Source organism: Polaromonas jejuensis NBRC 106434, from assembly GCF_001598235.1.
Lineage (GTDB): Bacteria > Pseudomonadota > Gammaproteobacteria > Burkholderiales > Burkholderiaceae_C > Polaromonas > Polaromonas jejuensis.
Map to the genome: position 1 here is coordinate 70,063 of NZ_BCYO01000010.1, position 26,060 is coordinate 96,122.

Annotated in this window: 24 protein-coding genes and 1 pseudogene; 14 read left to right on the forward strand and 11 right to left on the reverse strand. The window is 65.4% G+C overall.

The genetic code is table 11. The features are described 5' to 3' along the window. Window positions 1-2: 2 nt before the first annotated feature. Window positions 3-602: a LemA family protein gene (locus PJE01S_RS13365; RefSeq protein WP_068834123.1), complete on the reverse strand. Its 600-nt coding sequence runs from the start codon at window positions 600-602 to the stop codon at window positions 3-5. 130 nt (window positions 603-732) lie between these two features. On the opposite strand from PJE01S_RS13365, the gene PJE01S_RS13370 reads away from it, so the two are divergent. The 5 genes from PJE01S_RS13370 (at window position 733) to PJE01S_RS13390 (ending at window position 4,646) form a co-directional block, all read left to right on the forward strand. Beyond that, entirely contained in the window at window positions 733-1,179 is a 447-nt protein-coding gene (locus PJE01S_RS13370) for a YybH family protein (RefSeq protein ID WP_068834124.1), read from the forward strand. Between the two features lie 15 nt (window positions 1,180-1,194). Continuing rightward, entirely contained in the window at window positions 1,195-2,202 is a 1,008-nt protein-coding gene (locus PJE01S_RS13375) for a YheT family hydrolase (protein WP_068834125.1), read from the forward strand. A 49-nt stretch (window positions 2,203-2,251) separates the two neighbouring features. After that, window positions 2,252-2,809: a DUF2946 family protein gene (locus PJE01S_RS13380; RefSeq protein WP_068834126.1), complete on the forward strand. Its 558-nt coding sequence runs from the start codon at window positions 2,252-2,254 to the stop codon at window positions 2,807-2,809. A 225-nt stretch (window positions 2,810-3,034) separates the two neighbouring features. Continuing rightward, window positions 3,035-3,349, forward strand: coding sequence for a helix-turn-helix transcriptional regulator (locus tag PJE01S_RS26190; RefSeq protein ID WP_068834127.1), 315 nt, complete (start codon window positions 3,035-3,037; stop codon window positions 3,347-3,349). A gap of 16 nt (window positions 3,350-3,365) precedes the next feature. Next, the gene (locus PJE01S_RS13390) at window positions 3,366-4,646 is read left to right on the forward strand and encodes a type II toxin-antitoxin system HipA family toxin (protein WP_068834128.1); all 1,281 of its coding nucleotides are present in this window, start codon (window positions 3,366-3,368) and stop codon (window positions 4,644-4,646) included. Window positions 4,647-4,924: 278 nt separating this feature from the next. Here PJE01S_RS13390 and PJE01S_RS13395 read toward each other — a convergent pair whose 3' ends face one another. From PJE01S_RS13395 to PJE01S_RS13410, 4 genes and pseudogenes are all read right to left on the reverse strand, one after another. Continuing rightward, the gene (locus tag PJE01S_RS13395) at window positions 4,925-5,785 is read right to left on the reverse strand and encodes a c-type cytochrome (protein ID WP_068834129.1); all 861 of its coding nucleotides are present in this window, start codon (window positions 5,783-5,785) and stop codon (window positions 4,925-4,927) included. Between the two features lie 259 nt (window positions 5,786-6,044). After that, on the reverse strand, window positions 6,045-6,407 hold the full coding sequence (locus PJE01S_RS13400; RefSeq protein ID WP_068834130.1) for an NIPSNAP family protein: 363 nt from the start codon (window positions 6,405-6,407) through the stop codon (window positions 6,045-6,047). Continuing rightward, on the reverse strand, window positions 6,404-8,110 hold the full coding sequence (locus PJE01S_RS13405; RefSeq protein WP_068834131.1) for an FAD-dependent oxidoreductase: 1,707 nt from the start codon (window positions 8,108-8,110) through the stop codon (window positions 6,404-6,406). Before PJE01S_RS13405 ends, PJE01S_RS13400 begins: the two co-directional genes overlap by 4 nt. A gap of 223 nt (window positions 8,111-8,333) precedes the next feature. Continuing rightward, window positions 8,334-9,140: pseudogene (locus tag PJE01S_RS13410) on the reverse strand (SDR family NAD(P)-dependent oxidoreductase); the annotation flags it as partial. Between the two features lie 173 nt (window positions 9,141-9,313). Here PJE01S_RS13410 and PJE01S_RS13415 point away from each other — a divergent pair. Further along, window positions 9,314-10,243, forward strand: a complete 930-nt coding sequence (locus tag PJE01S_RS13415; protein WP_068834132.1) for a helix-turn-helix domain-containing protein — start codon at window positions 9,314-9,316, stop codon at window positions 10,241-10,243. Window positions 10,244-10,270: 27 nt separating this feature from the next. Here PJE01S_RS13415 and PJE01S_RS13420 read toward each other — a convergent pair whose 3' ends face one another. The 6 genes from PJE01S_RS13420 to PJE01S_RS13445 all read right to left on the reverse strand — a co-directional run bounded on the left by PJE01S_RS13420 (window position 10,271) and on the right by PJE01S_RS13445 (window position 17,359). Beyond that, the gene (locus tag PJE01S_RS13420; protein WP_068834133.1) at window positions 10,271-11,857 is read right to left on the reverse strand and encodes an acyl CoA:acetate/3-ketoacid CoA transferase; all 1,587 of its coding nucleotides are present in this window, start codon (window positions 11,855-11,857) and stop codon (window positions 10,271-10,273) included. A gap of 10 nt (window positions 11,858-11,867) precedes the next feature. Continuing rightward, the gene (locus PJE01S_RS13425) at window positions 11,868-13,040 is read right to left on the reverse strand and encodes an acyl-CoA dehydrogenase family protein (protein ID WP_068834195.1); all 1,173 of its coding nucleotides are present in this window, start codon (window positions 13,038-13,040) and stop codon (window positions 11,868-11,870) included. Between the two features lie 194 nt (window positions 13,041-13,234). Next, on the reverse strand, window positions 13,235-14,062 hold the full coding sequence (locus PJE01S_RS13430) for a sugar phosphate isomerase/epimerase family protein (RefSeq protein ID WP_068834134.1): 828 nt from the start codon (window positions 14,060-14,062) through the stop codon (window positions 13,235-13,237). Window positions 14,063-14,082: 20 nt separating this feature from the next. After that, window positions 14,083-14,709 carry an NIPSNAP family protein gene (locus tag PJE01S_RS13435; RefSeq protein WP_068834135.1) on the reverse strand — a complete coding sequence of 209 codons (627 nt, stop codon included), beginning with the start codon at window positions 14,707-14,709 and terminating at the stop codon, window positions 14,083-14,085. Window positions 14,710-14,764: 55 nt separating this feature from the next. Beyond that, window positions 14,765-16,519 (reverse strand): FAD-dependent oxidoreductase, encoded by a 1,755-nt coding sequence (locus PJE01S_RS13440; RefSeq protein WP_068834136.1) that lies wholly within the window; start codon window positions 16,517-16,519, stop codon window positions 14,765-14,767. A gap of 18 nt (window positions 16,520-16,537) precedes the next feature. Continuing rightward, window positions 16,538-17,359, reverse strand: a complete 822-nt coding sequence (locus tag PJE01S_RS13445) for an IclR family transcriptional regulator (RefSeq protein WP_068834137.1) — start codon at window positions 17,357-17,359, stop codon at window positions 16,538-16,540. Window positions 17,360-17,604: 245 nt separating this feature from the next. Between PJE01S_RS13445 and PJE01S_RS13450 the strand changes: the two genes are divergently transcribed. The 8 genes from PJE01S_RS13450 to PJE01S_RS13485 all read left to right on the forward strand — a co-directional run bounded on the left by PJE01S_RS13450 (window position 17,605) and on the right by PJE01S_RS13485 (window position 26,056). Further along, window positions 17,605-18,414, forward strand: coding sequence for a shikimate dehydrogenase family protein (locus PJE01S_RS13450; RefSeq protein ID WP_068834138.1), 810 nt, complete (start codon window positions 17,605-17,607; stop codon window positions 18,412-18,414). Window positions 18,415-18,576: 162 nt separating this feature from the next. Next, window positions 18,577-20,319: an FAD-dependent oxidoreductase gene (locus PJE01S_RS13455; protein ID WP_068834139.1), complete on the forward strand. Its 1,743-nt coding sequence runs from the start codon at window positions 18,577-18,579 to the stop codon at window positions 20,317-20,319. Between the two features lie 266 nt (window positions 20,320-20,585). Beyond that, the gene (locus PJE01S_RS13460; protein WP_068834140.1) at window positions 20,586-21,419 is read left to right on the forward strand and encodes an SDR family oxidoreductase; all 834 of its coding nucleotides are present in this window, start codon (window positions 20,586-20,588) and stop codon (window positions 21,417-21,419) included. Between the two features lie 31 nt (window positions 21,420-21,450). Next, window positions 21,451-22,302 carry a branched-chain amino acid ABC transporter permease gene (locus PJE01S_RS13465; protein ID WP_068834141.1) on the forward strand — a complete coding sequence of 284 codons (852 nt, stop codon included), beginning with the start codon at window positions 21,451-21,453 and terminating at the stop codon, window positions 22,300-22,302. Between the two features lie 14 nt (window positions 22,303-22,316). After that, complete coding sequence (locus tag PJE01S_RS13470; protein ID WP_068834142.1) at window positions 22,317-23,297, forward strand: branched-chain amino acid ABC transporter permease; 981 nt, start codon at window positions 22,317-22,319, stop codon at window positions 23,295-23,297. A gap of 12 nt (window positions 23,298-23,309) precedes the next feature. Next, the gene (locus PJE01S_RS13475) at window positions 23,310-24,029 is read left to right on the forward strand and encodes an ABC transporter ATP-binding protein (protein WP_068834143.1); all 720 of its coding nucleotides are present in this window, start codon (window positions 23,310-23,312) and stop codon (window positions 24,027-24,029) included. A 70-nt stretch (window positions 24,030-24,099) separates the two neighbouring features. Next, window positions 24,100-24,804, forward strand: a complete 705-nt coding sequence (locus tag PJE01S_RS13480; protein ID WP_068834144.1) for an ABC transporter ATP-binding protein — start codon at window positions 24,100-24,102, stop codon at window positions 24,802-24,804. Window positions 24,805-24,865: 61 nt separating this feature from the next. After that, complete coding sequence (locus tag PJE01S_RS13485; protein WP_068834145.1) at window positions 24,866-26,056, forward strand: ABC transporter substrate-binding protein; 1,191 nt, start codon at window positions 24,866-24,868, stop codon at window positions 26,054-26,056. Window positions 26,057-26,060 lie beyond the last annotated feature (4 nt).

A 26,060-nucleotide genomic window follows, 5' to 3' on the forward strand; every position in this document is an offset into this window, starting at 1 on the left:
TCCTATTTCTTCTCGAAACTGACCTGCGGCGGCAGGGCAATCTGCGCCTCGTTCTGCACGGCGAAGTTGGGCTTGAGCGGGTAGCTAAATACCATGGCCGTCAGGTTGCTGGGGAAGCTGCGCACCAGCACGTTGTAGGCCTGCACGGCCTGAATGTAGCGGTTGCGCGCCACCGTGATGCGGTTTTCGGTGCCCTCAAGCTGCACCCGCAAATCGCGAAAACCCTGGTTGGCCTTGAGCTCGGGATAACGTTCGCTGACCACCATCAGCCGGCTCAGGGCGCTGCCCAGTTCCCCCTGGGCCGCCTGGAATTTGCTGAAGGCGGCGGGGTCGTTCAGCGTTGCGGGCGTCACCTGAATGGAGGTGGCCTTGGCGCGCGCTTCAATCACCTTGGTCAGGGTGTCCTGCTCGAAAGCCGCCTCGCCCTTGACGGTGGCCACAATATTGGGCACCAGGTCGGCGCGGCGCTGGTACTGGTTCAGCACCTCGGACCAGGCGGATTTGGTTTGTTCGTCCAGGCTCTGGAAGTTGTTGTAGCCGCAGCCTGTCAGCAGCAAACTGAAGAGGGCGGCAAAGGTCAAGCTCAAAAAACGGGATTTCATGGCGGCGGCTCCAAAATGCAAGCCGCCACACTAACATAGTCGTCTGCCGACAAGGCCCTGGCTTGAAGCCGGGCACAATCCCAAGCAGAATTCAAGGCCGCACACTTTCCGTCCATTTCCTGATTGCCCCATGCCCAAACTCAAAGTCCCTCTCGCCAGCAGCGGCAACGCCGACGACATTGAGGCCGCTTTTTACGAAGCGCTGCAAAGCGGTGACATCGACAAGCTCATGGGCTGCTGGGGCGACGAGGATGACATGGTTTGCGTGCACCCGGGCGGCACGCGGCTGGTGGGCCCCGCTGCCATACGCGCCGCATTCGACGCCATGTTTTCCAATGGCACCATTCGGGCCCATGCCATCAAGGTGCGCAAGGTGGAAACCATGAGCGCCTGCGTGCACAGCGTGCTGGAGCGCATTGATGTGCTGACCGAGGAAGGCCCGCATCACGCCTATGTGATTGCCACCAATGTGTACCACAAGACGGCACAAGGCTGGCGCATGGTGGCGCACCACGCCAGTCCGGGTACGCCGCGCGACATGCAGGAAGTGTCAGAAACGCCAACTGTCCTTCACTGATAGGTGCGTTCTGCTATGAATTATGCAGCGCCCTGGTGGCTTCCAGGCGGCAATTTGCAAACCATCTGGGCGGCCCTGCGCTCCCGCCGCAGCCTCGGGCCGGCGCCCCAGTTTCGGCGCGAACGCTGGACCACGCCCGACGACGATTTTGTGGATGTCGACTGGCTGGTGCCGGGCGGCACATCACGCGAAGCGTTCTCGAAGAGCGGCGTAGCCACAAGCGTGGGGGTTCCATTACTGGTGATCTTCCACGGCCTGGAGGGCTCGTCGGCCAGCCACTATGCCGAGGCCTTTGCCGACGTCGCCAGCCTTCGCGGCTGGGCCTGCGCCGTGCCGCATTTCCGCGGCTGCTCCGGCGAGGTCAACCTGGCGCCGCGCGCCTATCACTCGGGTGATTTCGCCGAGATCGACTGGATACTCCGGCGCTTTGCCCGCCAGCATGCCGGTCCGGTGGTGGCCGTGGGCATTTCGCTGGGCGGCAATGCCCTGATGCGCTGGGCTGCCGAGTTGGGCACAGAGGCTGGGCAGGTGGTGGCAGGCATTGCCTCGGTCTGCTCGCCGCTGGATCTGACGGCCAGCGGCTGGGCCATAGGCCGGGGCTTCAACCGGCAGGTTTACACCCGCATGTTCCTCAAGACCATGGTGCCCAAGGCGCTCCAGAAACTGGAGCAGCACCCCGGCCTGTTTGACCGCCAGCGGCTGCTGGCCGCGCGCGACCTGTATGAATTTGACAATGCGTTCACCGCGCCGGTCCATGGCTTCAAAGACGCGGATGACTACTGGGCGAGTGCATCGGCCAAGCCGCACTTGCACAAGGTGGTGGTGCCGGCGCTGGCGCTGAACGCGCTGAACGATCCTTTCGTGCCGGCCGACAGCCTGCCGCAGGCCGCCGATGTCAGCCGCCATGTCACGCTCTGGCAGCCCGCGCAGGGCGGGCATGTGGGTTTCCCGTCGGCGCCCTTTCCGGGGCATGTGCGCGCCATGCCCGAAGCGGTAATCGCTTTCCTGGCGGCGCAGCTTTAGCAGGCTGCGGCCTGCACCTGGAGTGGGCCGAAAGGCGCAAAATAGGCGCATGGATGACATTGTCAGGCAGGCCATCGCGAAATGGCCCAACGTTCCCAATTGCTACGGCTGGCTCGGGCTGGACGCGCGCGGCAACTGGTATATGCGCGACGACCGGGCCCAGGCGGCCGGGCCGTTTTCTTCTGCAACGCCGGGGGCCAGCGTGGCCAGCAGGGGTTCGCTGCTCAAGCATGAGAAGCTGATTGACTTCATCCGGCGCAATTACGAGAGCGATGCCGCCGGCCAGTGGTTTTTTCAGAACGGGCCGCAGCGTGTCTATGTCGAGCTGGAAGCCACGCCGCTGGTCTGGCGCGTCGATGCGGGGCCGGCCTTTGCGGTCTCGGCACATACCGGCCGGCCGGCCCGTGTCCAGCGCTGCGTCACGGATGAAGAGGGCCGGGTCTACCTGGAGACCGATCTGGGCTTTGGCCTGGTGCACACACAGGACATGACGCATGCGGCTGATGCCGTGGAGCGGGGCTTGTGGGTCCCCCAGGAAATGGCGGCAGGCGATTTGCCGGCCCGGTTTGGCTATGTGTGCAGCCCCATGGCGCTGCAGAAAAAATAGCATCCTTCGCCCGTTCTGATTGGGCCGGTACCGTATTTTATTCAAATTCCCATGGGCGTTATTGCTCTGATGGCCCAAGATTGGCTTTGCACATCTTGGCTATGGCCTATCCATATCTTGAGCAGTTTGTGCGTTTTCTGCTCATGATATGGTCAAATCCCTTGGCTCTATCAACGAATTTCCATATGATGAGCAGTAATTGGGAATTTTGCTCAAACTATCGCCATGTCTCGCACTCACCTTCCGCTCTTGCCATCTCTCGCCAAGCTGGCTCGCTCCTTGGGGCAGCGGCTGCAACTCGCCCGTTGTCGGCGCAACCTTTCGACGACCGTCTTTGCCGAAAGGGTGGGCATCTCCCGCAACACGCTCAAGCGCTTGGAGGAGGGAGACCCGAACGTGTCTCTCGGCACGTACCTGCGTGCGTTGCGCGTGCTGGGGCTTGAAACCGACATTGACGTCGTCGCGTGCGACGACGTGTTGGGCCGCAAGCTGCAAGACCTGAAGTCGCTGGGCCACCGGTCGACCTCGACGGCGCCGTAAACTGAAAGAGTTCACCATGGCTGCCAAGCAGACCACGCAAGTCGTGCGGTCCTCCCTCGAAGTGCACCTGGATGCACCGGAGTTGGGCCCCTGCATACAGGTCGGGTGCCTCTACCCCGCAGACGTCCGAGTCGACCTCGCACCTTCGTTCGAGTACACCCGGGAGTGGCTGGGCAATGGCCGGCGCTTCTTGTTGGACCCTCGCCTGGACCTCTATGCCGGCGAGCAGCACTCTGCGCACGCGCGCGGCTTCGGCATCTTTCTGGATTCAGCGCCCGACCGCTGGGGTCGGGTGCTCATGGAGCGGCGCGAGGCGAGCCAAGCAAAAAAGCAGCGGCGTCCGATGCGACGCCTCACCGACCTGGACTTCATGCTCGGGGTGCACGATTTCACCCGCACCGGCGCGCTTCGATTTCGGCGCGGGCCCCAAGAGCCATTCATCGATGACCACGAGCTGCCTGCGCCGCCCGTGACGGAGCTGCGCGAGCTGGCCGCCATTGTGCAGAAGCTCGATGAGCCGGGCGTTGAGGAACTGCCGGAATACGAGACGTGGCTCGCGATGCTCATGGCACCAGGCACTTCGCTGGGCGGCGCGCGGCCGAAGGCGACGTTCACCCAGACCGACGGCACTATGTGGCTTTCGAAATTTCCGGCCCACGACGACCGCTACGACTGGGGCAGCTGGGAGTACCTTACACATCAGCTAGGCCGCGAAGCGGGCATCTGGGTGCCTGAGTCAGACCGACTGGCGCTCGGCGGCCGATACCATACGTTCTGCGTGAAGCGGTTTGACCGCGGCGTGAACGGGGACCCACGGGCCCGGCGCATGTATGCGTCGGCAATGACGTTGCTCGAGCGAGCGGACGGCGAAGCGGGTGCCAGCTACCTGGACCTCGTGGAGTTTCTGGAAACTCACGGCGGAGCGGGCCTCACGGTGGACCTGCAACAGCTGTTCCGACGTGCTGTCTTCAACCTGCTCGTCGGCAACCGAGATGACCACCTGCGCAACCACGGGTTCATTCGACTGCCAAGCGGCTGGCGCTTGAGTCAGGCTTTCGACATGAATCCGAACCGGGACAAGCGCCAACATGCACTAACCTGGGACGGCAAGACCGCGGAGCCGGATTTGGAGGCGCTCAAAGAGACGGCGCCGTTCTATCGCATCACGCAGCCGCAGGACGCACAGGGCATCATCGACGACGTCAAGAAAGTGGTGGTTTCCTGGCGCGACAAGGCGAAGGCCCTGCAGCTTCCGAGCGTCGAAGTGCAGTTGATGGAAACCGTCTTCGCTGTCTGACTTTCTTCAGTATCGGCGCCTCACCGGCAAGCGTTGTTTGCAGCTCGCCCGTTTTGAACCAAATCGCCGCGCATTCCCCGACTACAGCGCCTTCAGGCGGTTATTCGGGGGGTCTTCACAAGAAGGCTTTCTCATGAACCTACAAGGGCTTTCGTTAGGTACCATTGCCGGAGCGGTAATGGGTCAGCTGCTTGCAACTTGGCCATCAGGGCAATAGCACCCATTCCCATGAAAAAAGCCGGTCATTGACCGGCTTTTTTCCAAGGTGCTGGCGCGGCTTATTTGGCGGCGCTGACCATGTATTCGACCGCTGCCTTGATGTCTGCCTCGGAGGCCGCAGAGCCCCCTTTGGGCGGCATGGCGCCCTTGCCCTTGAGGGCGCTGGCGGTCAATGCATCAATGCCGGCTTTGACGCGGGGTGCCCAGGCGGCCTTGTCGCCAAATTTGGGGGCGCCGGCTACACCGGCTGCGTGGCAAGCGACGCAAGTCTGTTTGTAGAGGGCTTCACCTGCACCTGCGCTGGCGGCGGCGTTACCGGCGGCGGCTGGCTTGTTGGCGGCTGCCAGGGCGGCGACCACAGAGGCGGGCGGGGTTGCCGCGGCTTGCGCCGCCGGTGCCGAGGCGGCCGCAGCGGGTGCCGCAGGCTCGGCAAACTTGCCGCCGGCGGCAGCGGTCATGTAGACCACGGCGCGGCCGACTTCTATGTCTTCGAAGTCGCCACCACCTTGTGCGCCCATCGCCCCCTTGCCCTTCAGGGCGGAATGCCAGAGTGCGTCAAAACCGGTGCCGATGCGGGGGCCCCAAGCGCCGGCATCGCCAAACTTGGGTGCGCCGGCCGCGCCCGATCCGTGGCAGGCAATGCACTGGGCCTTGTAGACTTCTTCACCCGACTTGAGGGGGCGGTTGGCATCACGGATTTCCACCATGCCGATTTTCTGGATGCGCAGCGCCACTGCCTTTTCAGCCTCCGCCGCACCGGCGGAGGGCTTGTTGGCGGAACTGACGTAATAAACCAGCCCGATGATGGCGAAAACGGGAACAACGAAAGAGAAAAAAACCGCTGCCAGCAGCTGCTGCGGGGTCTTGATCGGGCCAGTGTGGGCTTCTTCGTGGGCCGTGGTGTGGTCGTTTGCGCTCATGGCGTCCTCAAAAAACTAACAATCGGGGGGCTATCGCGGGCTGCTACAGCGTCTGCTCAGCAACCGTGCATTATAGCCGGGGGGTCTGTAAATCATGCGCTGGCGAGGGTGCGGCGAGCCGTCACTGAACGGCTGTGGTGTGGAGGTTACGCCGGCGAGGTCATGACCGGGATCGCCCGCCTGTACCGCCCGGTTTGAAAAAAGTGCCGGCCCATCATCAGACCCGCGGCCCCGACCGGCTTGGCGGGTCGGGCGCTTTTCAAGGCTGGCGGGACGAGGGCCGCGGGTTGTGGCGCAGGCCGGGCATGTCCACGGCACGCAGGAGGCGTGTTTCCTGCGCCGTGATCAAGTGCGCCGAGGCCGAGAGGTAGGCCGGGAAATCCGGATGCGTGTCGCGCGCCCGGCAACGCTGCTCGTAATCGGCCAGGCTGTCATAGGCCCAGAGGTGCACGAACTGGTTTTGGGGGCCGACCAGGCTGGTGTAGAAACCGACCGGGTGGCCCAGCGTCTGCATCAGTATGGGCATGGCCAGGCGGTTGAACACCTCCAGAAACTCCGGCATCCTGCGCAGGGCGATGGTGTAGATGCGGTGGTCGATCAGGGGCTTGTCCAGGTCGTTCATGCGCGCGCTCCTGCGCGGTCGGCGATGTGGTTGGCGGTGACGAAGCCGAAGGTCATGTTCGGGCCGTGCGTGATGCCGGCGCCCGGATAGCTGCCGCCCATCATGCTGGCGCGGTCGTTGCCGACGGCATACAGCCCCTGGATGGCGGAGCCGTCGCGCTTGAGCACTTCACCCACCACGCTGGTCTGGATGCCGTCGAAGGTGCCCAGATCGCCCATGATGACCTTGACCGCGAAGAAGGGGCCTTTTTGCACCGGCGCCACACAGGGATTGGGCTGGTTCTCGGGGTCGGCCAGGTAGCGGTTGAAGGCGGTGCGGCCACGGCCAAAGGCCGGGTCCCGGCCTTGCACGGCATCCTTGTTGTAGTCGCGCACGGTTTGCTCCAGTCCCGCCGGGTCGATGCCGGCGTGCCGGGCGAGTTCGGCCAGCGTGTCGCCCTTGATCAGGTAGCCATTGCGCACCAGATGCCCTATCGGCATGGGCGCCGGTTTGACATAGCCTATGCCGTATTTGCCCAGCGTTGTCTTGTCGCAGACCAGCCACATGGCCGTTTCCTTCTGGCCTTCGCAGGCGCGGATCATGGCGGCGCCGACATCATGGTAGGAGTTGGATTCGTTGGTGAAGCGCTGGCCGGACCGAAGCACGCCGATGATGCCGGGCTTGTAGCGGTCCAGCAGGTGCGGGAACACGCCGAATTCGCCATTGCCGTAGGGAACGCGCGACACGGGCATCCAGGCCGCGCTGTCCTTGAAGCGGATGTCGGCCACCGCACCCAGTGCCTCGGCCATGGTCACGCCGTCGCCGGTATTGCCCGCCGGGGTAGGCGACAAATGCTCGCCGCTGCGCCGGACATGCGGGTAGGCCTGCGCGATGCGCCTCACATCCTGCGGGAAGCCGCCGCAGGCCAGTACCACGCCGTGGCGCGCGGTGATGCGGCGCTCGCCGCCTTCCCCGCTGGCCAGCACACCGACCGCCTGGCCGTCTTCGATCAGTATCTTGTTGACCGGACTGCTGGTCAGGATAGGAATGCCCAGGTCCAGCGCGGACTGCGCCAGGCGCGCCGCCAGCGCGTTGCCGCTGGTCACGTTGATGCCGCGGCGGTACAGCAGCAGCTCTTTCATGTGGGTGACCAGGCGTTTGGCCACGTAGAGGAAGGAGGTCAGCGACTGGGTGGCCTGGAAAAAATGCTTGAGATCGGCATTCGATGAGTTGAACATCATGCCGATGAAGGTGATGGTTTTCAGCGGCGGCTTCAGTCGCGGCATGTCCTTGCCGAGACCCCGGATGTCGTAAGGCGCGGCCAGAATGGAGCGGCCGACAGCCACCCCGCCCGGCCGGTCCGGATGGTAGTCGGGGTAGAGCGTGGGCACGAACTTCATGGCCGTCTCGCGCTCCATGAACTCGACCATCTTCGGGCCGTTGGCGATGAAGGCCTGCACCGTGGCTTCATCGTAAAAGGCGCCGGCCTCCTGCATCAGGTAGGTGCGCACGGCGGCCGCGGTGTCGGCCGGGTTTTGCTGGCGGCCGTGCGGGCCCATGGGAATCCACAGCACGCCGCCGGACAGGGCGGTGGTGCCGCCAAACACGGGTTCCTTTTCCAGCACCACCACATTGAGGCCGCGCTTGCGGGCCGTGATGGCGGTGGTCAGGCCGGCGGCACCGGAGCCGACGACGATCAGGTCACATTCAAGGTTTTGGGGCATTTGCTTCTCCAGCGGGATCCGAAAAGTGAGAGGCCGCCGCCGCGCCGGGCTGCCCCAAGCAAGGCACGGCCCCCGAGGGGCTGGAGTCTGCGGCTCCCAGCCTGCTTGAGCAGGCTGGGACAGGCGACAGAGGCGAAGCGTCTCGCGAGCCGCGGCCTGCAAGGCCTCGCGTAGTACGCGAAGCGTTCTCGAAGAGCGGCGTAGCCACAAGCGTGGGGGCCACGTTGTAGCCGGGGCGTGGCACCATGTCCATCAGCATGGAGGACATGCCGCCGTCCACGGACAGCTCGGCGCCATTGACGTAGGCCGCGCGCGGGCTGGCCAGAAAGAGGGCGACGTCGGCGATGTCCTGGGGCTCGCCGACGCGGCCGCTGGCCGTGACGGCGGCGCGTTTTTGCTCGAAGCCGGCTTCCTCGTAAAACCTGGCGGACAGCGCGGTGCGTATCATGCCGGGGCAGATCGCGTTGCTGCGTATCCCGTGCGGGCCCCATTCCACCGCCATCTGGCGTGACAGCAGCAGCACACCGGCCTTGCTGGCGCTGTAGGCGCCGCTGCTGCTTTGCGGAAACAGGCTGGCAATCGAGGCCACGTTCACGATGCTGCCCCGACCGATGGCCCGCATCGCTGGCGAAAAGGCGCGGGCACACAGCAGGTAGCCCGTCAGGTTGACGGACAGCACATGGTTCCAGTCGTTCAGCGTGACCTGATCGAGGCCGGCGGCGCGGAGCATGCCGGCGTTGTTGATCAGTACCTCACAGGGGCCCAAGGCTTGCCGGACCCGGCTGGCGGCGGCCAGGGTATCGGCTTCACTGGACGTGTCGCACCCGATGGCCAGGGCCGTCAGGCCCTGCTGCGCCAATGTCTTTTGCAGGGACTGCACACCCGCGAGATCGCGGTCCAGCAAAGCCACATGGGCCCCCACCTGCGCTAGGCTAGTGGCGATGGCGGCGCCAATGCCGCTGGCCGCCCCGGTGACGACGCAGATTTTGTCTTCCAGTTCGAGCCAGTGCGGCTTGGACGTCACCGTCATTGATATCTCCAGGTTGAACCAGTCATCCCGACTGGCCCGCAGGTTAGAAATGGAGACAAGCGTGGGGTTTGTCTCTTGTCATGGCTTATGCATTGTGGTTTTGAGGGCACTTTTGTGCCATTGACGATTCCCGCCAACAACAGGACAATTCATGCATTTTCAGTGCCTGATTTATGGTGCGACGCAGCATTCCCCACTACGACCTGTATGGCGACCAGGCGGTGCCGGGCTGGTCGAACTCGTTCAACTTCGAATGGATCCCCGAGCGCTCGGGGCCCAACAACTGGGAAATCCAGCCCCATGTGCATGACGCCTTTGTTCAGCTGCTCTACCTGACGCAAGGCACGGTGCAGGTTCAGCTGGACAGCGCGCGGCATTTTGTCAGGGCGCCTTGTTTGCTGGTGGTGCCGGCGCGCACCGTGCACGGCCTTCACTTTTCGCCGGATGTGCAGGGGGCGGTGGTCACTGCCACGCAGAAGCCGCTGGAGTCCCTGGCCAGCGTGCTCATGTCCGAGCTGCTGCCTGTCATCCGTACGCCCACCGTGCTGCCCATTGAAGAGTCGTCCCGTCACGCCGATGCCCTGATGCCCCTGTTTCTGGCGGTGGAGCGCGAGTACCGCCACCCGGCCAGTGGCCAGGTGGCGGCGGGCATGTCCCTGCTGACGGCCTTGCTGGTGCAGGTGGCGCGCATCCAGGACAGCCTGCAAACGGCGACGCCCTCCATCACCTCGCGCAAGTCGGCACAAATCGAGCGCTTCAGGGCCCTGGTGGACGCCCGCTTCCGGACCCGTCTGACGGTGGATGCCTGTGCCAGCGAGCTGGGGGTGACCGCCGGCCAACTGACCCGGCTGTGCCGCGAGGTGCTGGGCATCTCCAGCCTGGACGTCATCAATGCCCGCATCGTGCATGAGGCCCAGCGCGACCTGGTTTACACCTCGACCACCGTGAAACAGCTGGCGGCAGCGCTGGGCTTTGACGATGAGGCCTATTTCAGCCGGTTTTTCCGCAAGCAAACCGGCCAGACACCGCGCGAGTTCCGGGCCAGCGTGCTGGCACAGATGAGCGGCACGGCGGCCGCCCCGGTGGTGCTGCCTTCCTCCTGACGCCCCCGGGCGCCTTGACCCCGTTCATCAGGCGGTAGCGTTGCGGAAGTAAGCGTCGGGCATCACGGCCAGCGACGCGGCAATGCGGGGCACAAACGCCATCTGGTCCAGCACGTCGCGCTGCAAATCAATGCCGGGTGCGATTTCAAACAGCTCGATGCCTTCGGCCGTGAGGCGAAAGCTGGCGCGTTCGGTGAGGTACAGCACCTCCTGCCGGCGCACCAGACCTTGCGGGCCGCTGAAGGTGATCTGTTCAACCTGCTTCACCAGTTTCTTGACCCCGCCCTGCTGCAGCACGCGCATCCGGCCATCGCCGGTCTGCAGCTTCACGCCCTTGGCGGCCAGCGTGCCGCAGAACACCACCTTGCGGGCGTTCTGTGCAATGTCGATGAAACCGCCGGGCCCGACCGTGAGGCCGCCCAGGCGTGACACGTTCACATTGCCCTGCGCATCGAATTCTCCGAAGCCGAGGAAGGCGATGTCCAGGCCCCCGCCGGCATAGAAGTCGAATTGCGTGGCGGCGTCCAGCATGGCCGTGGCGTTGCGCGCGTAGCCGAACAGCACGCCATCCATCAGCGTGCCGCCATAGGTGCCGTGTTCTATGGTCTGGTAGAGGCGGTGCTGCTCCCCGCGGGCGGCGATCAGCTTGGCGACTGCATCGGGCACGCCCACGCCGTAGTTGACGACCGGCCTGGCCTTGCCGGTGTTGAACAGTTCCTCGGCGGCGCGGCGGGCCACGGCCTGGCGTTCGCTGAAGGCCCCGGCTGCGGCAGCCTTCTCGGCTTCGTGGTCTTTGCTCTCACTTTCATAGCGTTCAACGCCCGTCAACTCTCCACTAAGGGCCGGATCGAAGGGGATGTCGTAACTCGCTCTCTGGTCCGGGTCGACCACGATGGCATCGACCCAGGCCGAAGGAATGCGCACCTCGCGTGCCTTCAAGGCACCGCGGGGCAGGCGTTCCTTGACCTGCACGATCACGGTGCCGCCGCTGTTGCGCGCGGCCAGGGCCAGCGATGGGGCGTCGAGGTTGGCGGCCTCGTGCTCGAAGCTGATGTTGCCGTCCTCGTCGGCCGCGCTGGCACGCACCAGCGCCACGTGGATGGGGAAGGGTTTGTAGCGCAGGTACTCGCGTCCGTCCATCTGCACCACTTCGGCCAGGTCTTCCCTGGCCGAGGCATTCATCCTGCCGCCGCCCCGGCGCGGATCGCAGACGGTGCCCAGGCCCACATGGGTGAAGAGTCCGGGCCGGCCGGCGCCAATCTCGCGCATGAGCTGGCTGGAGACCCCGCCGGGCAGGATGTAGGCCTCGATTTTCTCGGCTTCGGCCAGCTGCTGCATCGCGGGCGACCAGACCCAGTGCCCGCCTATCACCCGCTTGACCAGGCCCTCGTGCGCAAAGCAGTTCATGCCCTTGGTTTTCTTGTCGCCAATGCCCAGCGCGTGGACCATGGTCAGGTTGCGCGGCTGCTGCGTGGCCAGAAAGCGCGCCTGCACCGCTTCAAACAAACAGCTGGCCTCCATCAGGCCGCCACCGCCGCCCATCAGTCCCACGGTGTCGCCGTCACGGATCAGCCCGGCGGCTTGCGCCGCGCTCATGAATTTGCTGCTGCTCATACGGCTCTCCTCAGCGGTTCACGTCAAACAGGGCGGCCCCTTTTTTCATCACGCTTTTGGCAATGACGGTGCGGTGGATTTCGCTGGTGCCGTCGAAGATGCGGTAGACGCGCGCATCGCGGTAGTAGCGTTCGATCGGCAGTTCCTTGCAAAAGCCCATGCCGCCGAACACCTGCACCGCGCGGTCGACCACGCGGCCCAGCGTCTCGGCGGCGTGCACCTTGACCATGGCGATCTGCTCGCGCGCGTCATGGCCCTGGTCGAGCAGCCAGGCGGCATGCAGCACCATCCAGCGCGCGGCGTTGATCTCGATCACGCTGTCGGCCAGCATCTGCTGCACCATCTGGAAGTTGCCGATCTTCTGGCCGAACTGCTGGCGCTGGTTGGCATAGTCCACCATCAGGTCCAGCACGTGGCTGGCCTTGCCCACGGCGCGCGAGCCGACCTGGGCCAGGCGCACCACGTTCAGCGCGCCCATGGCCAGCTTGAAGCCCTGGCCCTGCTCGCCGAGCAGTGCCACCGGCTCCAGCGGCACGTTGTCGAAGAACAGCTCGAGATGCGGCGTGCCGCGAATGCCCATCATCTTCTGGTCCTTGCCGATGGTGAAGCCGGGCAGGCCCTTGTCCACCATGAACATGGAGATTTCCTTCTCGCCGGTTTTGGCGGAAACCAGGAAGAAGTCGCTCCACTCGCCGTCGCTGATGAAATGCTTGCTGCCGTTGAGCACCCAGCCCTCTTTGCCGTTGGTCTGCGTCTTCCTGGCGTGGGTCTTGATACCGGCCGCGTCCGAGCCGGCGCCGGATTCGGTGATGGCGATGGCGCAGGTGCGCAGGCCTTGCACCGTGGGCTTGAGCCAGCGCTCCACCTGCTCGCCCTTGCACACCAGCAGCGGTTCATAGATGTTGCCGAAGGCACGGCGGATCAGGATGTCGGTGGTGTGGCCGAATTGTTCTTCGCACAGAATGCGGTCCACGGCCGACAGGCCGCCGCCGCCCAGTTCGGCCGGGATGTTCATGGCGTACAGGCCCAGCGATTTCGATTTCTCGTGGACGGCCCAGGCCTTGGCCTGGTCCAGAAAGCCTTTTTCCTCGATCTCGTCTTCGAGCGGCTTGAGTTCTTCGGCGATGAAGCGACGCACGGTGTCGATCATCATTTTCTGTTCTTCGTTGAGGGAAAAATCCATGGTGTTCTCCAGATCTGATTCAAAGGCGATGGCGTGAATGGGCTCCGTCAATGGGCGCCATCGGGCCGCTAGGGTGTGTTCGCCCTTGAATCAGGCGCTGCTGAACCAGCGCGCGCCAAAGAAGAAAGGCAGGCGGGACAACGGGTCAGGGCGTGGGGACATGGCGGGCAGCAGGCGCTTGGCGGTGTGAGGACTCAGGCCTGTGGCTCGAGCAAGGCACGGCTGGCGGCCAGGGCCTGGCGCGCCCATTCGGTCTGGCCGATCTGCGCCATGCGGTCCAGGTGCACCACTTCGACGCTGATGGGCAGGTCCGGCGGCAGCGCATCGAACAGGGCTTGCAGTGCAATGCCGCCTTCGCCGGGCATCAGGCGTTCGCAGCGGGCGGTGTGTATCATTTCTTCCACGCTGAACGGGCGGCCCCTTTGCGCCTGGGTCGGTGCGTCGCAGATCTGCGCGTAGTGCAGCAGTTCGCGTGGAATGGTGCGCAGGTCGTCCAGGGTGGTGTTGGAGCGCGCCACATGCAGCGCATCCACCAGAATGCCGGCGTTGTCGGGGCGTCCGGCCGCGTGGATGATGCGCAGCGCGGCTTTCGCATCAGGCACGGCCGTCCAGGGCATGAATTCCAGGTCGGCGGTCATGCCATAGGGGCGCATGGCCTCGCACAGCCGCGCATAGCCTTCGGCCAGCCGGGCTTCGTTGGTGTCGTCGCCGGCCACCAGCACGGCCTTGGCCTTGAGGGCCGCGCCGGCCTCGAAGAGCGGCTGATAGCTGCGCGCATCGAAACCTTCGGCGATGCGGATGATCTCCAGGTCGAATACGCCGACGCCGGTGTCCCGCTGCGCCGCCACGGTTTCGCGCAGCACCTCGGGCTGGCCAATCAGGAACTGCTGCGGTGCGCCCGCTGCGTTGGGCAGCAGGCGCAGGCCGACATAGGCATAGCCCAGTTCGCCTGCCAGGCGCACAGCCTGCGGCGGAGTCAGGGTGTTTGAGGTCAGGTAAGCCAGCGAATAGATGCGCGACATGTTCATTCCCCTGAGCTAACTTATTTGAGTGGCGAGACGGCCGTGGGCATCGCAATCGTCGACGTCATGGCCGTGGTCAGGTGCGCCGGTCCGCCTTTGGGCGGCCAGATGCCTTGCGCCACGGCGTCGGCGCGGGCCTTGCTGCGCGCGTCCAGCGTGGGGTAGGCCCAGATGTTGGTGAAACGCAGCGGCCCGTCGAGCGCGACCATGGCCACGACACAAGGTGAGAGTTTTTCGCGTGCGGGCACGTACTGTTCCCACAGGTCAATCGTGGGCTGTACGCCGCCCGGCTTGATGCCATAGGTGCGGATTTCATAGACCGGGCCACTGACGCCCGACTCGCTGCTGGGGCGCACCGGCTTCATCCACGGAAAGCCCCAATAGCTGTGCTGCTCCAGGCTCTGGAGGATGTCGCCGCAACCCAAGGGGTCCGCGCTTTTCTGGGTGCGTTCGCGTTCGGCCTGGAGGCTGGCAAGGTCGGCAAAGCCGCGCAGCACCATCATCTGGTTGAGCACGCCGATGTCGGTGAACCAGCAGCCCAGCAGCTCGCCTTGGGCCTCGGGCTTGCTGGCGAAGGTTTGCACGCTGGTGGCGGCCTGGCCGGCGGTGCCGAAGGGCAAGGTCATGGTGGCGAGTTCGTAGTACATGGGCAGGGTCCTTGGTGTAAGTGCTATTTAAAAAGGAGCTTGTAGCGCCCGCCAGTCAAGGGCTGGGAGCTGTTTTTATTGAAAATTCATCGCCTGGCTCAAGGCCGGCGGCATGGTGGGCGGCGAGAAAACCAAAGGTCATGGCCGGGCCGAGCGTGATGCCGCCGCTGGGGTAGTGGCCGCCCATCACACTGGCCATGTCATTGCCGCCGGCGTACAGGCCGGCAATCGGCTGGTCGTTCGCGTCGAGCACCCGGGCCTGCGCATTGACGCGCAGACCGGCAAAGGTGCCCAGGCTGCCCGGCAGCACCCGGACCGCGTAGAACGGGCCGTGCTCGAGGGGCGCCATGCAGGGGTTGGGGCCAGCGCCGCTGGCATCGCCCTGGACGCGGTTGTAAGGCGTCTCGCCCTTGCCAAAGTCGGCGTCCTGGCCTTGCCGCGCCTGCTGGTTGTAGCGCTGGACCGTGCGCTGCAGGCCCTGTGCATCGATGCCGCAGGCCTGCGCGAGCGCGGCCAGCGTCTGGCCGCGCTTCAGGTAGCCATTTTTCAGCAGATTTGACAGCGGCATGGGGGCGGGTTTGGCGGCGCCCAGGCCATAGCGGCGGATAAAACGGTGGTCGCAGACCAGCCAGGCTTGCACGGGCTCGCCGGCCGGCGTGGCCTGGAGCAGGCTGCTGATGAAGTCGTAATAGGAGTCGGCTTCGTTGGTGAAGCGCCGGCCCGCCTGCGTGACGGCGATCAGGCCCGGCTTGGCGCGTTCGATCAGGTGCGGAAAATGCGCGGTGCTGCCATCGGCGCGTGGCACCAGCGACACCGGCGCCAGAGCTGCCGCCTGCACCAGGTCGCGAGTCACCACGCCGCCCGCGCCTTCGCCCAGGCGCAGACCGTCGCCGGTGTTGCCGCGCGATGCGGCCGACCAGTGCTCGTGCCCGGTGGGCGCATGCGGGAGCAGTTCCTTCTTGCGCGCGGTGTCATGCGGAAAGCCGCCGCAGGCCAGCACGACGCCGCGCGTGGCATGGATTTCCACATCGCCCTGCGCGGTGCCGACGACGGCGCCCGTGACCTGGCCATGGCGGGTCAGCAGGCGGCGCGCCGGGCTGTTGACGCGAATCTCGACACCGGCCTCATAGGCCGAGGCGGCCAGCCCGGCCACGAGGGCATTGCCATTGACCGGCCGCATGCCGCGCCGGAACAGCAGCAGGTCGCGAAAATGCCGCAGCACCAGTCGGGTCACATGCCAGAACGAGGCCGGCGAGCGCATGGCATTGAGAAAGTGCCGCAGTTCGGCGCCCGAGGCAATGCCCATGCCCCAGAGCGTGGTTTCGGGAAGGGGCGGCTTGAGCTGCGCGATCTTGCTCCCCAGGCGCCGGCCATCAAAGGGGGCGGCGCAGACCGAGCGCCCGCCGGTCGCGGCATCGTGGCTGCGGCCGTGAAAATCGGGAATGCCGTTGCCGTCTATGAACTGCAGCGCCGTGCGCGAGCGGAAGAAGTCCACCATGCGCGGGCCGTTTTCCAGAAAGGCGCGGGCGCGCGCCTCGTCGAATTGGGCGCCCAGCTCATGCCTCAGGTAGGACAGCGGCCGGTCCATGTCTTCGCGGATGCCTGCGGCCACGGCCAGCGGATTGCGCGGAATCCACATCCAGCCGCCCGACCAGGCGGTGGTGCCGCCATAGTGCGCTTCCTTTTCAATGACCAGCACCTTCAGGCCGAGCTGGGCGGCGGTCACCGCGGCCGACAGGCCTCCCGCGCCGGAGCCAATCACCAGCAGGTCGCAGCTGGACGGCTTGGAGTGGGCCTGATGGGCGCGCATGAGGCGGGGGCGTGGCGTTCAGGCCGCGTAAATGCGCTTGAGCGCCTGCGGGCCCGGGGCCGATGGCTTGTTGAAAAAAGGCGAGGAACCGCTGGCGGCCGCCAGCTGGGCCGCCATGGCCAGCAGATCGGGGCCCAGGGCCAGCATGCGCTCCGGCGTGAAGCGCACGGTGGGCCCGGCAATGCTGATGGTGCCCAGCGGCGGCTGACCCGCCAGACGCACGGGTGCCGCCATGGCATTGAGTCCGGCGGTGTAGGTTTCTTCGGTCATGCTGAAGCCGCGCTCGCGGGCGGCGTGCACGGCTTCCATCACGGCTTGCAGGCTGGTGGGGGCGTTGGGGCCGAACTCTTGCGGACTGCCCAGGCCCTGCTGGGCCACCAGCGCCAGCGCGCTTTCGTCGGACAGGGCAGACAGCCAGGCCAGACCCGAAGACGAGCAGGCCAGGAGCGCATCGCTGCCCATGTCCGGGTCGTAGCGCAGACCCTGGCGCGCCCCTTGGGCGCGGGCCACCCAGGTCAGCCGGTTGCCATCGACCACCGCCAGGCGCACCAGTTCACCCGAAATTTCGGCGAGCCGGTCCAGCAGCGGCTGGGCAATGTCCACGATGCCGGTGTTGCTCAGAAAGGACAGGCCCATGGACACCAGCTTGGTGGTCAGCATGTAGTCGCCGTGGTCGCGCGTCTGGCGCACATAGCCGCAGCGCACCAGGTCGGCCAGCAGGCGGTGCACCGCGCTGCGCGGAATGCCGAGCTGGTCGGCAATGGACGCCAGTTCCAGGCCATTGCCGTGTTGGGCCAGCAATTCAAGAATGCCCAAGGTTCGTTCCAGAACACCATTCATAAGACAGTCACTCCCTTCAAAGAATGAGCGCAAGCGTACAGGACATGGGACTGAGCAGCGGCTGACGGCATGTCGATGGTCACGGTGTTGATGCACTGAAAAAGTTCATGGCGGCGGGAGCCGCCTGCGGGCTGATGGGTCAACTTGGAATTTCTAAAAAACTGGAATTAAATTCAATAGTTGAATTGTATTCCAGTTTTATGTAAGATGCAGCCATCTTTTCAGCTCAAGCACGCCAGGCCACCATGTCAGACACCCTGAATCTCACCCTCAGCGGCGCGACCCGCGTTCATTTCATCGTGGGCGACCCGATTGCCCAGGTCAAGTCACCCGCCGGTGTGACGCAGGCCTTTCAGGCGCGCGGCCATGACGCCATGGTGGCGCCCGCCCATGTGCCGCCGGCCAAACTGGCGGCCTGGGTTGAGGGGGTTTCGCTGGCGCACAACGTGGACGGCATCATCGTGACGGTGCCGCACAAGTTCGCCTGCTTTGAGCTCTGTGCCACCACCTCTGACCGCGCCGCCTTTCTGCACACCGTCAACACCATGCGCCGCGCGGCCGATGGCCGCTGGCATGGCGACATGTTTGATGGCCTGGGCTTTGTGGCGGCCATGCGCGACAACGGCGGCGAGCCCGAGGGCAAGAAGGTGTTGCTGCTGGGCGCGGGCGGGGCCGGGTCGGCCATTGCCCATTCCCTGGTGATGGCGGGAGTCGCCGAACTGGCGATTCATGACGAGGACACCGTCCGCCGGACCGCGCTGGTCGATCGGCTCGCGGGGCTGGGGCGCTGCCCCGTGGCCCATGGTTCGGCCGATCCGGGCGGCTTTGACATGGTGCTCAACGCCACGCCGGTCGGCATGAAGGCTTCGGACCCTTATCCGCTGGACGTGGACAAGATCACGGCCGGCATGTTTGTGGGCTGCGTGATCACCGCACCCGCCATCACGCCGCTGATTGCCGCGGCCCGCGCCAAGGGTTGCGGCACCATGACGGGCGCCCACATGTTTGCCCGGGTGCGCGACCTGATGGTCGACTTCCTGCTGGGGAAACCATGAAACGCCCCCACGCTCATCACTTCGTGTTTTCGCTGGACGTGCCGCTGCCTGAGGCAGCGGCTCTTCGCCCCGTCCCAGTCTGCGCAGGCAGACTGGGAGCCGCGGGACTCAGCCCCGAGGGGGCGTTGGCCTCCCTTGGGGCGGCCCGGCGGGAGGCCTGAGATGCAGGTCCTGAACAGCCTTGTTGAGCTTCCCGAGTCCGCCAGCTACGACGTGGCGGTGATAGGCGCGGGCGGTGCCGGCATGTCGGCCGCGCTGGTCGCGGCCATTGCCGGCAAGAAGGTATTGCTGGTGGAAAGCACCGAGTATGTGGGCGGCACCACCGCCTGGTCCGGCGGCACCACCTGGATTCCGGGGACCTGCCATTCGGCCAGCGTGAACAAGACCGATACCCTGGCCGATGCCGCCCGCTACCTGGACAATGCCGTGGGGCCGCGCAGCCCGGCGGCGCTGCGCCAGGCCTTTCTGGACCACGGGGCGCAAGCCGTGGCGCACATCGAGGCGAACTCCGAGCTCAAATACCGGGCTTACCCCAAACACCCCGATTACATTTCCGAGCTGGACGGCTCCACCCTCAATGGCCGCGCGCTGGAGCCGCTGCCCTTTGATGGCCGCCTGCTGGGTGGACTGTTCGGCCTGATTCGTCCGCCGATTCCCGAGTTCACCGTGCTCGGCGGCATGATGGTGGACCGCACCGACATCAACCACCTGCTGGGCATGAAGCAGTCCATGGCTTCGTTTTGGCACTCGGTCCGGATCTTGTCGCGGCACGTCCTCGATCGCCTGCGCCACCCACGCGGCACGCGCCTGGTGATGGGCAATGCGCTGGTCGGCCGCCTGCTTTACTCCCTGTCGCAGCGCAAGAACGTGTCGCTGCTCACCCGTACCACGGTGGAGCACATCGCGCGCGGCGCGGGGGGCACGGGTGGCATCGAAGCCATCACGCTGCTGCAAAACGGCCAGCGCCGCAGCGTGCGCGTTACGGGGGGCGTGATTCTCGCCAGTGGCGGTTTCAACCGCCACCCCGGCTTGCGCAAGGGCATGCTGCCGGGCATTGATACTGACTGGTGCCCGGGTGCCCCGGGCCACACCGGCCAGGCGCTGGAGCTGGCGCGCGCGCTGGGGGCTTCGTTCGGTGCCGACGGCATGAGCCACGCCTTCTGGGCGCCGGTGTCCCGGCGCAAACGGGCAGATGGCAGTACCGCCGTGTTTCCCCATTTCATGATGGACCGGGCCAAGCCCGGCATGCTCACCGTCAACCAGGCGGGGGAACGCTTTGTCAACGAGAGCACCTCCTACCACCTCTTTGGCCTGGCGATGCAGCAGGCGCACCAGAGCACGCCGTCGATTCCCGCCTACCTGATCTGCGATGCCGAGGCCTTGCGCAAATACGGCCTGGGCATGGTCCGTCCCGGTGGCAAGGGGCTGCAGCCCTTTCTGGCCGACGGCTACCTGACCCAAGCCGATAGCCTGGAAGCGCTGGCGCAAAAACTGGGCATCAGCGCCACGGGCCTGAAGGCGAGCGTTGCCAGTATCAATGCCTATGCCGACACCGGCGTGGACCCTGACTTCCAGCGCGGCGTGACGGCCTACCAGCGCAACATGGGCGACGCGAGCTGGACCGGCAAGAACCCCAACATCGGCCCCTTGACCCAGGCGCCTTATTACGCCGTACGCCTCTATCCCGGTGATATAGGTGCGTCCACAGGCCTCGTAACCGACGCCAAGGCGCGCGTGCTCGACCAGAACGCGCAAGCCATTCCCGGCCTGTACGCCGTGGGCAACGACATGCATTCGATCATGGGCGGGGTCTACGCAGGCCCGGGCATCACGATCGGGCCGGGGCTGGTCTTTGCCTACCTGGCCGCGCGCCACGCCGCGGCGCGGACCGGCCTGGCGACCTAGGGAAAACCTTCTCCAGCCATGCATGAAATGTCCTGTTTCCCGCCTGAATCGTCGGTTGCCCTTTGCGGGGGTGAGAAACAGAATCCAGCACTCAAGGCCACGGGGCTGAACGGCTGAACAGCCCTGGCGCCTATACATCGACAGAGGAGACAACAATGACTCAATGGAATGCTCTTTATTTCATAGCTGACTGCGCAGGTGCAGCAAGGGCAAGGGCCGGATTTTCCTGTAAGCCTGGGGTGCGGCCCGGGCAGGCGGCCTGAACCATGGCGGCTTCTAATGCAAAACCTGGCCTGACGGCGGCGGTGGCCATCGTGACCGGCGCGGCCGACGGCATTGGCTGGGCCTGCGCGCAGCGGCTGGCCGCCGACGGCTACCGCGTGGCATTGCTCGATTTGCGCGCCGAAGCGGCTCAGGCGAGGGCCGCCGAACTGGGGGCTGGGCACCTCGGTCTGGCCTGCAATGTCACGGAGCCCGCCGGCGTGGAAGCCGCGCTTGCCGCCGTGGTGGCGCAATGGGGCCGCATCGACGTGCTGGTCAATAACGCCGGCATTGGCGACCAGACCGGCGCGACGGTTCAGCAGAACGTTGAAGCCTTTGACCGCGTGCTGGCCGTTCATTTGCGTGGCACCTTCCTGATGAGCCAGGCCGTGGCCAGGGTCATGCTGCAGACGGACGCCGTGGCTGGCCGTGGCCGCGGCGCCATCGTCAACCTCGGCTCGATCGCCAGCGTCACCGGCCTGCCCTCGCGCAATGCCTACAGCGCCGCCAAGGCCGGCGTGCTGGGCATGACGCGGGCCATGGCCAGCGAATGGGCCCGTGCCGGTATCCGCGTCAACGCCGTGGCCCCGGGCTATGTGCGCACGGCGCTGGTGGCCGAGCTGGAGCGCAAGGGCGCAGTGGACGGCAAGGGGATTGCCCACCGCACGCCCATGGGCCGCATGGCCGAGCCCGCCGAAATCGCCGAAGCGATTGCCTTCCTCGCCTCAGCGCGTGCCAGCTACATCACCGGAGCTGTGCTTCCCGTGGACGGTGGCTGGACCACCTTTGGCGCGCCCGAGTCCGCGCTGCCGGAGCTCGCCGAAGCGGCCGGGTCATGAGCCCTTTGTTTCAATCCGAGGAGACACACTGATGTTGACCATCAACCTGTTCAACGGCCTGGTCTACGGTGCATTGCTGATCGTGATGTGTTCCGGCCTGGCGCTGATTTACGGCCTGCGCCGCGTGGTGAATTTCGCCCACGGTTCGCTCTACATGCTGGGCGCTTACCTGGGCTACTCGATTGCGGCCCACAGCAATTTCTGGGTCGCCCTGGTGGCCGCGCCCGCGGTGATGGCCTTGTTCGGCGTGCTGCTGGACCGCTATGGCTTTCGGCTGCTGCAGGACCGCGACCCGCTGACCGTGGTGCTGGTGACCTTCGGCCTTTTGCTGGTGATCGAGGACTTTGTGCAAACCGTCTGGGGCAAGAGCAACCTCTCGGTGCCCGTCCCCGAGGCGCTCAATGTCTCCGTCCATCTGTTTGGCACGGCGCTGCCGGCCTACCGCATCGGCGTGATCGGCGTGGGCGTGTGCGTGGCGCTGGGCCTGACCTTGTGGCTGCGGCTTTCCAAGGTCGGCCTGTTCGTGCGCGCCGCCAGTACCGACCCCACCACCACCGCCATGCAGGGCGTCAACACCGATGCGCTGAGCGCCGGCGTGGTGGGCCTGGGCACGGCGCTGGCCGGCCTGGCCGGTGTGGTCGCCGCGCCGTTTCTGTCGCTGTCCCCGTCCATGAGCAGCGACGTGATCATCGATTCCTTCGTGGTGGTGGTCGTGGGCGGGCTCGGCTCGCTGGCTGGCGCCTTCATCGCCGCCATGGTGCTGGGCATGGTCCAGTCGCTCGGTGCGGTCTATCTGCCCGACCTGTCGGCCGTGCTGCCCTTCGTGATCATGGTCGCCATCCTGATCTGGAAACCCTCCGGTTTCGCCGGCAGCCGCACCTGAAGAGAGGAAATCCCATGTCGATTCAACGTATTGGCCTGAGCACCGTCGGTGCGCTGGCGCTGGGGGCGGTGGTGGCGGTCTTCGTCAGCTCCGGCACCATCCTGTCGCTGCTGACACAGGCCATCATTTACGCGGTGTTTGCCACCGGTGTGGGCCTGCTGCTGCGGCAAAACGGCATGGTCAGTTTCGGTCATGCCCTGTTCTTTGGCTTCTCGGGCTATGCCGTCGGCATCCTGCTGCAACTCCGGCTGATGCCCGCGGAAGCCGCCATTGCGCTCACGCTGGTGGGCATGGTGCTGGCGGCCTTTCTCATGGGGCTGGTCATTGTGCGGGTGCCGGGCGTGGCCTTTGGCATGCTCACTCTGGCGGTCGGCCAGATGTTCTTTTTGACCGCCTCGCGTTCGCGCGGCCTGACCGGCGGCGCCGACGGCATGAACGTGGACTGGCCCAGCACCCTGTTTGGCGTTTCCACCGCGCAACTGCTCAAGCCCAGCAGCATGTTTCTGATCTGCTGGAGCACGCTGATAGTCGTCTTGCTGCTGTTGGCGCTGCTGCTGCGCAGCCGCTTCGGCAGCATCACCGAGGCCGTGCGTGACAACGAGGAACGTGCCCGCTTCATTGGCATACGCACGCTGTTGCCGCGCGCGGCGGTCTATGCCCTGTCCGCCGGGGTGGCCGGGGTGGCGGGGCTGTTGTCGGCGCTGAACACCGGCTTTGTCTCTCCGGAAAACCTGCACTGGAGCGTCTCCGGCGTGGCCTTGATGATGGTCGTGGTCGGCGGCAGCAAGGCGCTGTGGGGCCCGGCCCTGGGGGCGGTGGTTTACTTCCTGGCCAAAGACGTGCTGGGTGAGCACGCCACCCACTGGATGGCCATTTTCGGCATCGCCTTGATCAGCGTGATCGTGTTTTCACCAACCGGCATCGCCGGGGCGCTGGAGCGGCTGATCAAGGGCAAGAAGGCCCTGCCTGCGGCCCAGCCCGCAGGCGCGCACTGAGAGGAAACTGTGATGAGCGAATTTGTATTGCAGGCCGAGGACGTGGCCATTCACTATGGCGGCGTCAAGGCGGTGGATGGCGTTTCCCTCACGCTGGGGCGCGGTCAGATCCGTGGCCTGATCGGACCCAACGGCGCCGGCAAATCCACGGTGATCGATGCCATCACCGGCCGCACCCGCCTGACACGCGGCAAGGTATTTCTGGGGGGGCAGGACGTGAGCGCACTCGGTGCCACGGAACGCCGCATGCGCGGCCTGTCGCGCAGCTTCCAGCGCACCAGCATCTTCGGCCAGATGCCCGTGCGCAAGCAGGTGGAGCTGGCCGCCTACAAGATGGGCGTGGCCGACTCCGGCGCGGATGCCGATGCGGTACTCCGTGAACTTGACCTGATGCCGATGGCCGAGGTCATTGCCGAAGACCTGGGCTATGGCCAGCAGCGCCGCCTGGATCTGGCGCTGGCCCTGGTGGGGCGCCCCAGTGTGCTGCTGCTGGACGAGCCGATGGCGGGGCTGTCGGTCAAGGAGTCGCACGACCTGGCCAAGCACCTCAAGGCGCTGACCTCGCGCTGGGATGTGTCGGTGCTGCTGGTCGAGCATGACATGGATGTGGTGTTCGGCATTTCCGATGTCGTGACCGTTTTTGAATTGGGCCGCGTCATCGCCAGTGGCGAGCCAGCCGGCGTGCGCGCCGATCCGCGCGTGCGTGAAGCCTACCTCGGGAGTGCCGCATGAGCGCAGCGCAGAACCGCTTCAAGCCAACGAACAGCGAGCACACGAAGGTGACGAGCGTGAGGGCAGCCCAATGAACGCCTTGCTGAAACTCGACCGGGTCAATGCCTTCTACGGCTCGGCCCATATCCTGCACAACCTGAGCCTGACAGTGAAGCCCGGCGAGCGCGTGGCGCTGGTCGGTCGCAACGGTGTCGGCAAGACCACGGTGGTCAACACCATCCTGGGGCTGGCGGCATTGCGCGGCGGGCAAATCCATCTGGGCGCGCATCACCTGGCGAGGCCGCGTCCCTACGTGGCGGCCCAGCATGGCATTGTGGTGGTGCCGCAGGGACGGCGCATCGTGGCCAACCTGAGCGTGGAGGAAAACCTGCACCTGGGTGCCGCCGTGGGCCGCAAGGGCCCCTGGACGGTGCCCGAGATCTACAAGCTGTTTCCCATCCTGCAGGAGCGCGCCCATACGCCGGGAACGGCCCTGTCGGGCGGCCAGCAGCAGATGCTGGCGGTCGGCCGGGCGCTGATGGCCAACCCCTCGCTGATCCTGCTGGACGAGCCCACCGAGGGTCTGGCGCCGGTGATCGTGGACCAGCTCGCAGACATCTTCAACCGGGTGGCGGCCCAGGGGACGGCGCTGCTGCTCATCGAGCAGAACATGAGCCTGGTGGTGCGTGTGGCCGAGCGCTACTGCGCCATGGCCAAGGGCGCGGTGGTGGCCGAAGGCCCGGTGGAGAACTCGCGCGCCAGCCTGCACGACCTTGAAGCCCACGTGATGGTTTGATTTTTTCGGCAAGTATCGGACGCCGGACCGTTTCCGGCTTTTTGATTCAGGAGACAACAGCATGTTCAAAATGACACCCCTGCAGCGTTCGCTCGCCGCTCTGGCAATGACGGCGGCCTTGCCTCTGTCGGTTCTGGCGCAGGGCAAGGAGCCGGTCAAGGTCGGTCTGGTTTCGTCCAAGTCCGGCGTCTTTGCCCAGCAGGGCGAGGAAGTGATGCGTGCGGTCCAGTTCGCCATCGATGAAGCCAACGCCAAGGGCGGCGTGGACGGCCGCAAGGTCGAAGTGCAGATCGCCGATGACGAGGGAACGCCGGATGCCGGACGCCGTGTTGCCGAAAAGCTGGCCCGCGACGGCCACAACCTGCTGATAGGCGCCATTCCTTCCTCCATCTCGCTGGCCATCGCCCAGAACCTGGATCGCTGGGACGCCGCCTACTTCGTGGTGGCCAGCAAGTCCGACAAGCTCACCGGCGACACCTGCAAGCCGCGCAGCTTCCGCACCAACCATTCGGACGCCATGGACATCGCCATGATCAACGAGTGGGCCAAGAGCGTGAAGGGCAAGAACTTCGCCGTGCTGGGTGCGGACTACGTGTGGGGCCGTGACTCGGGCGAATCCTTCAAAAAGGCCATCGAAGCGTCTGGCCGAAGCGTGCCGCTGTCCCTGTATGCCCCGCTGGGTACCAAGGACTTCTCGCCCTACATCGCCCAGCTCAAGGCCGCCAACCCGGACGCCATCTGGGTGGCCGAGACTGGCCGCGATGCCATTGCCTTCATCAAGCAAGCCGAAGAATTTGGCCTGATCCCCAAGACCCAGCTGATCGGTCATGCGCTGATCCAGAACTTCATGATCAATGCCACCGGCAAGGCGCTGGAAGGAACGCCGGGCAACACGGCTTACACGGCCGACCTTGACAACCCGCGCAACAAGGCCTTCGTCGCGGCCTGGAAGGCCAGGTTCAATCGCCTGCCCACCGACAACGAAGGCCAGGCCTACAACGGCACCCAGATCATGTTCGACGGCGTGAAGCTGGCCAAGAGCGTCAAGCCGGCGGACGTGAGCAAGGCCCTGCGCGGCGCCCCGCTCGACACCATTTACGGCAATGTCACCATGCGGGCTGCCGACAACCAGCTGCTGCTGCCCAACTACGTGGCACGGGCCAAAATGGTGGATGGCGCGCTGCGCCCGGTGATCGAGCATATCTTCCCGCCTTCCCTGACGCCAGCAGCTTCGCCGCTGTGCAAGATGTAAGAGC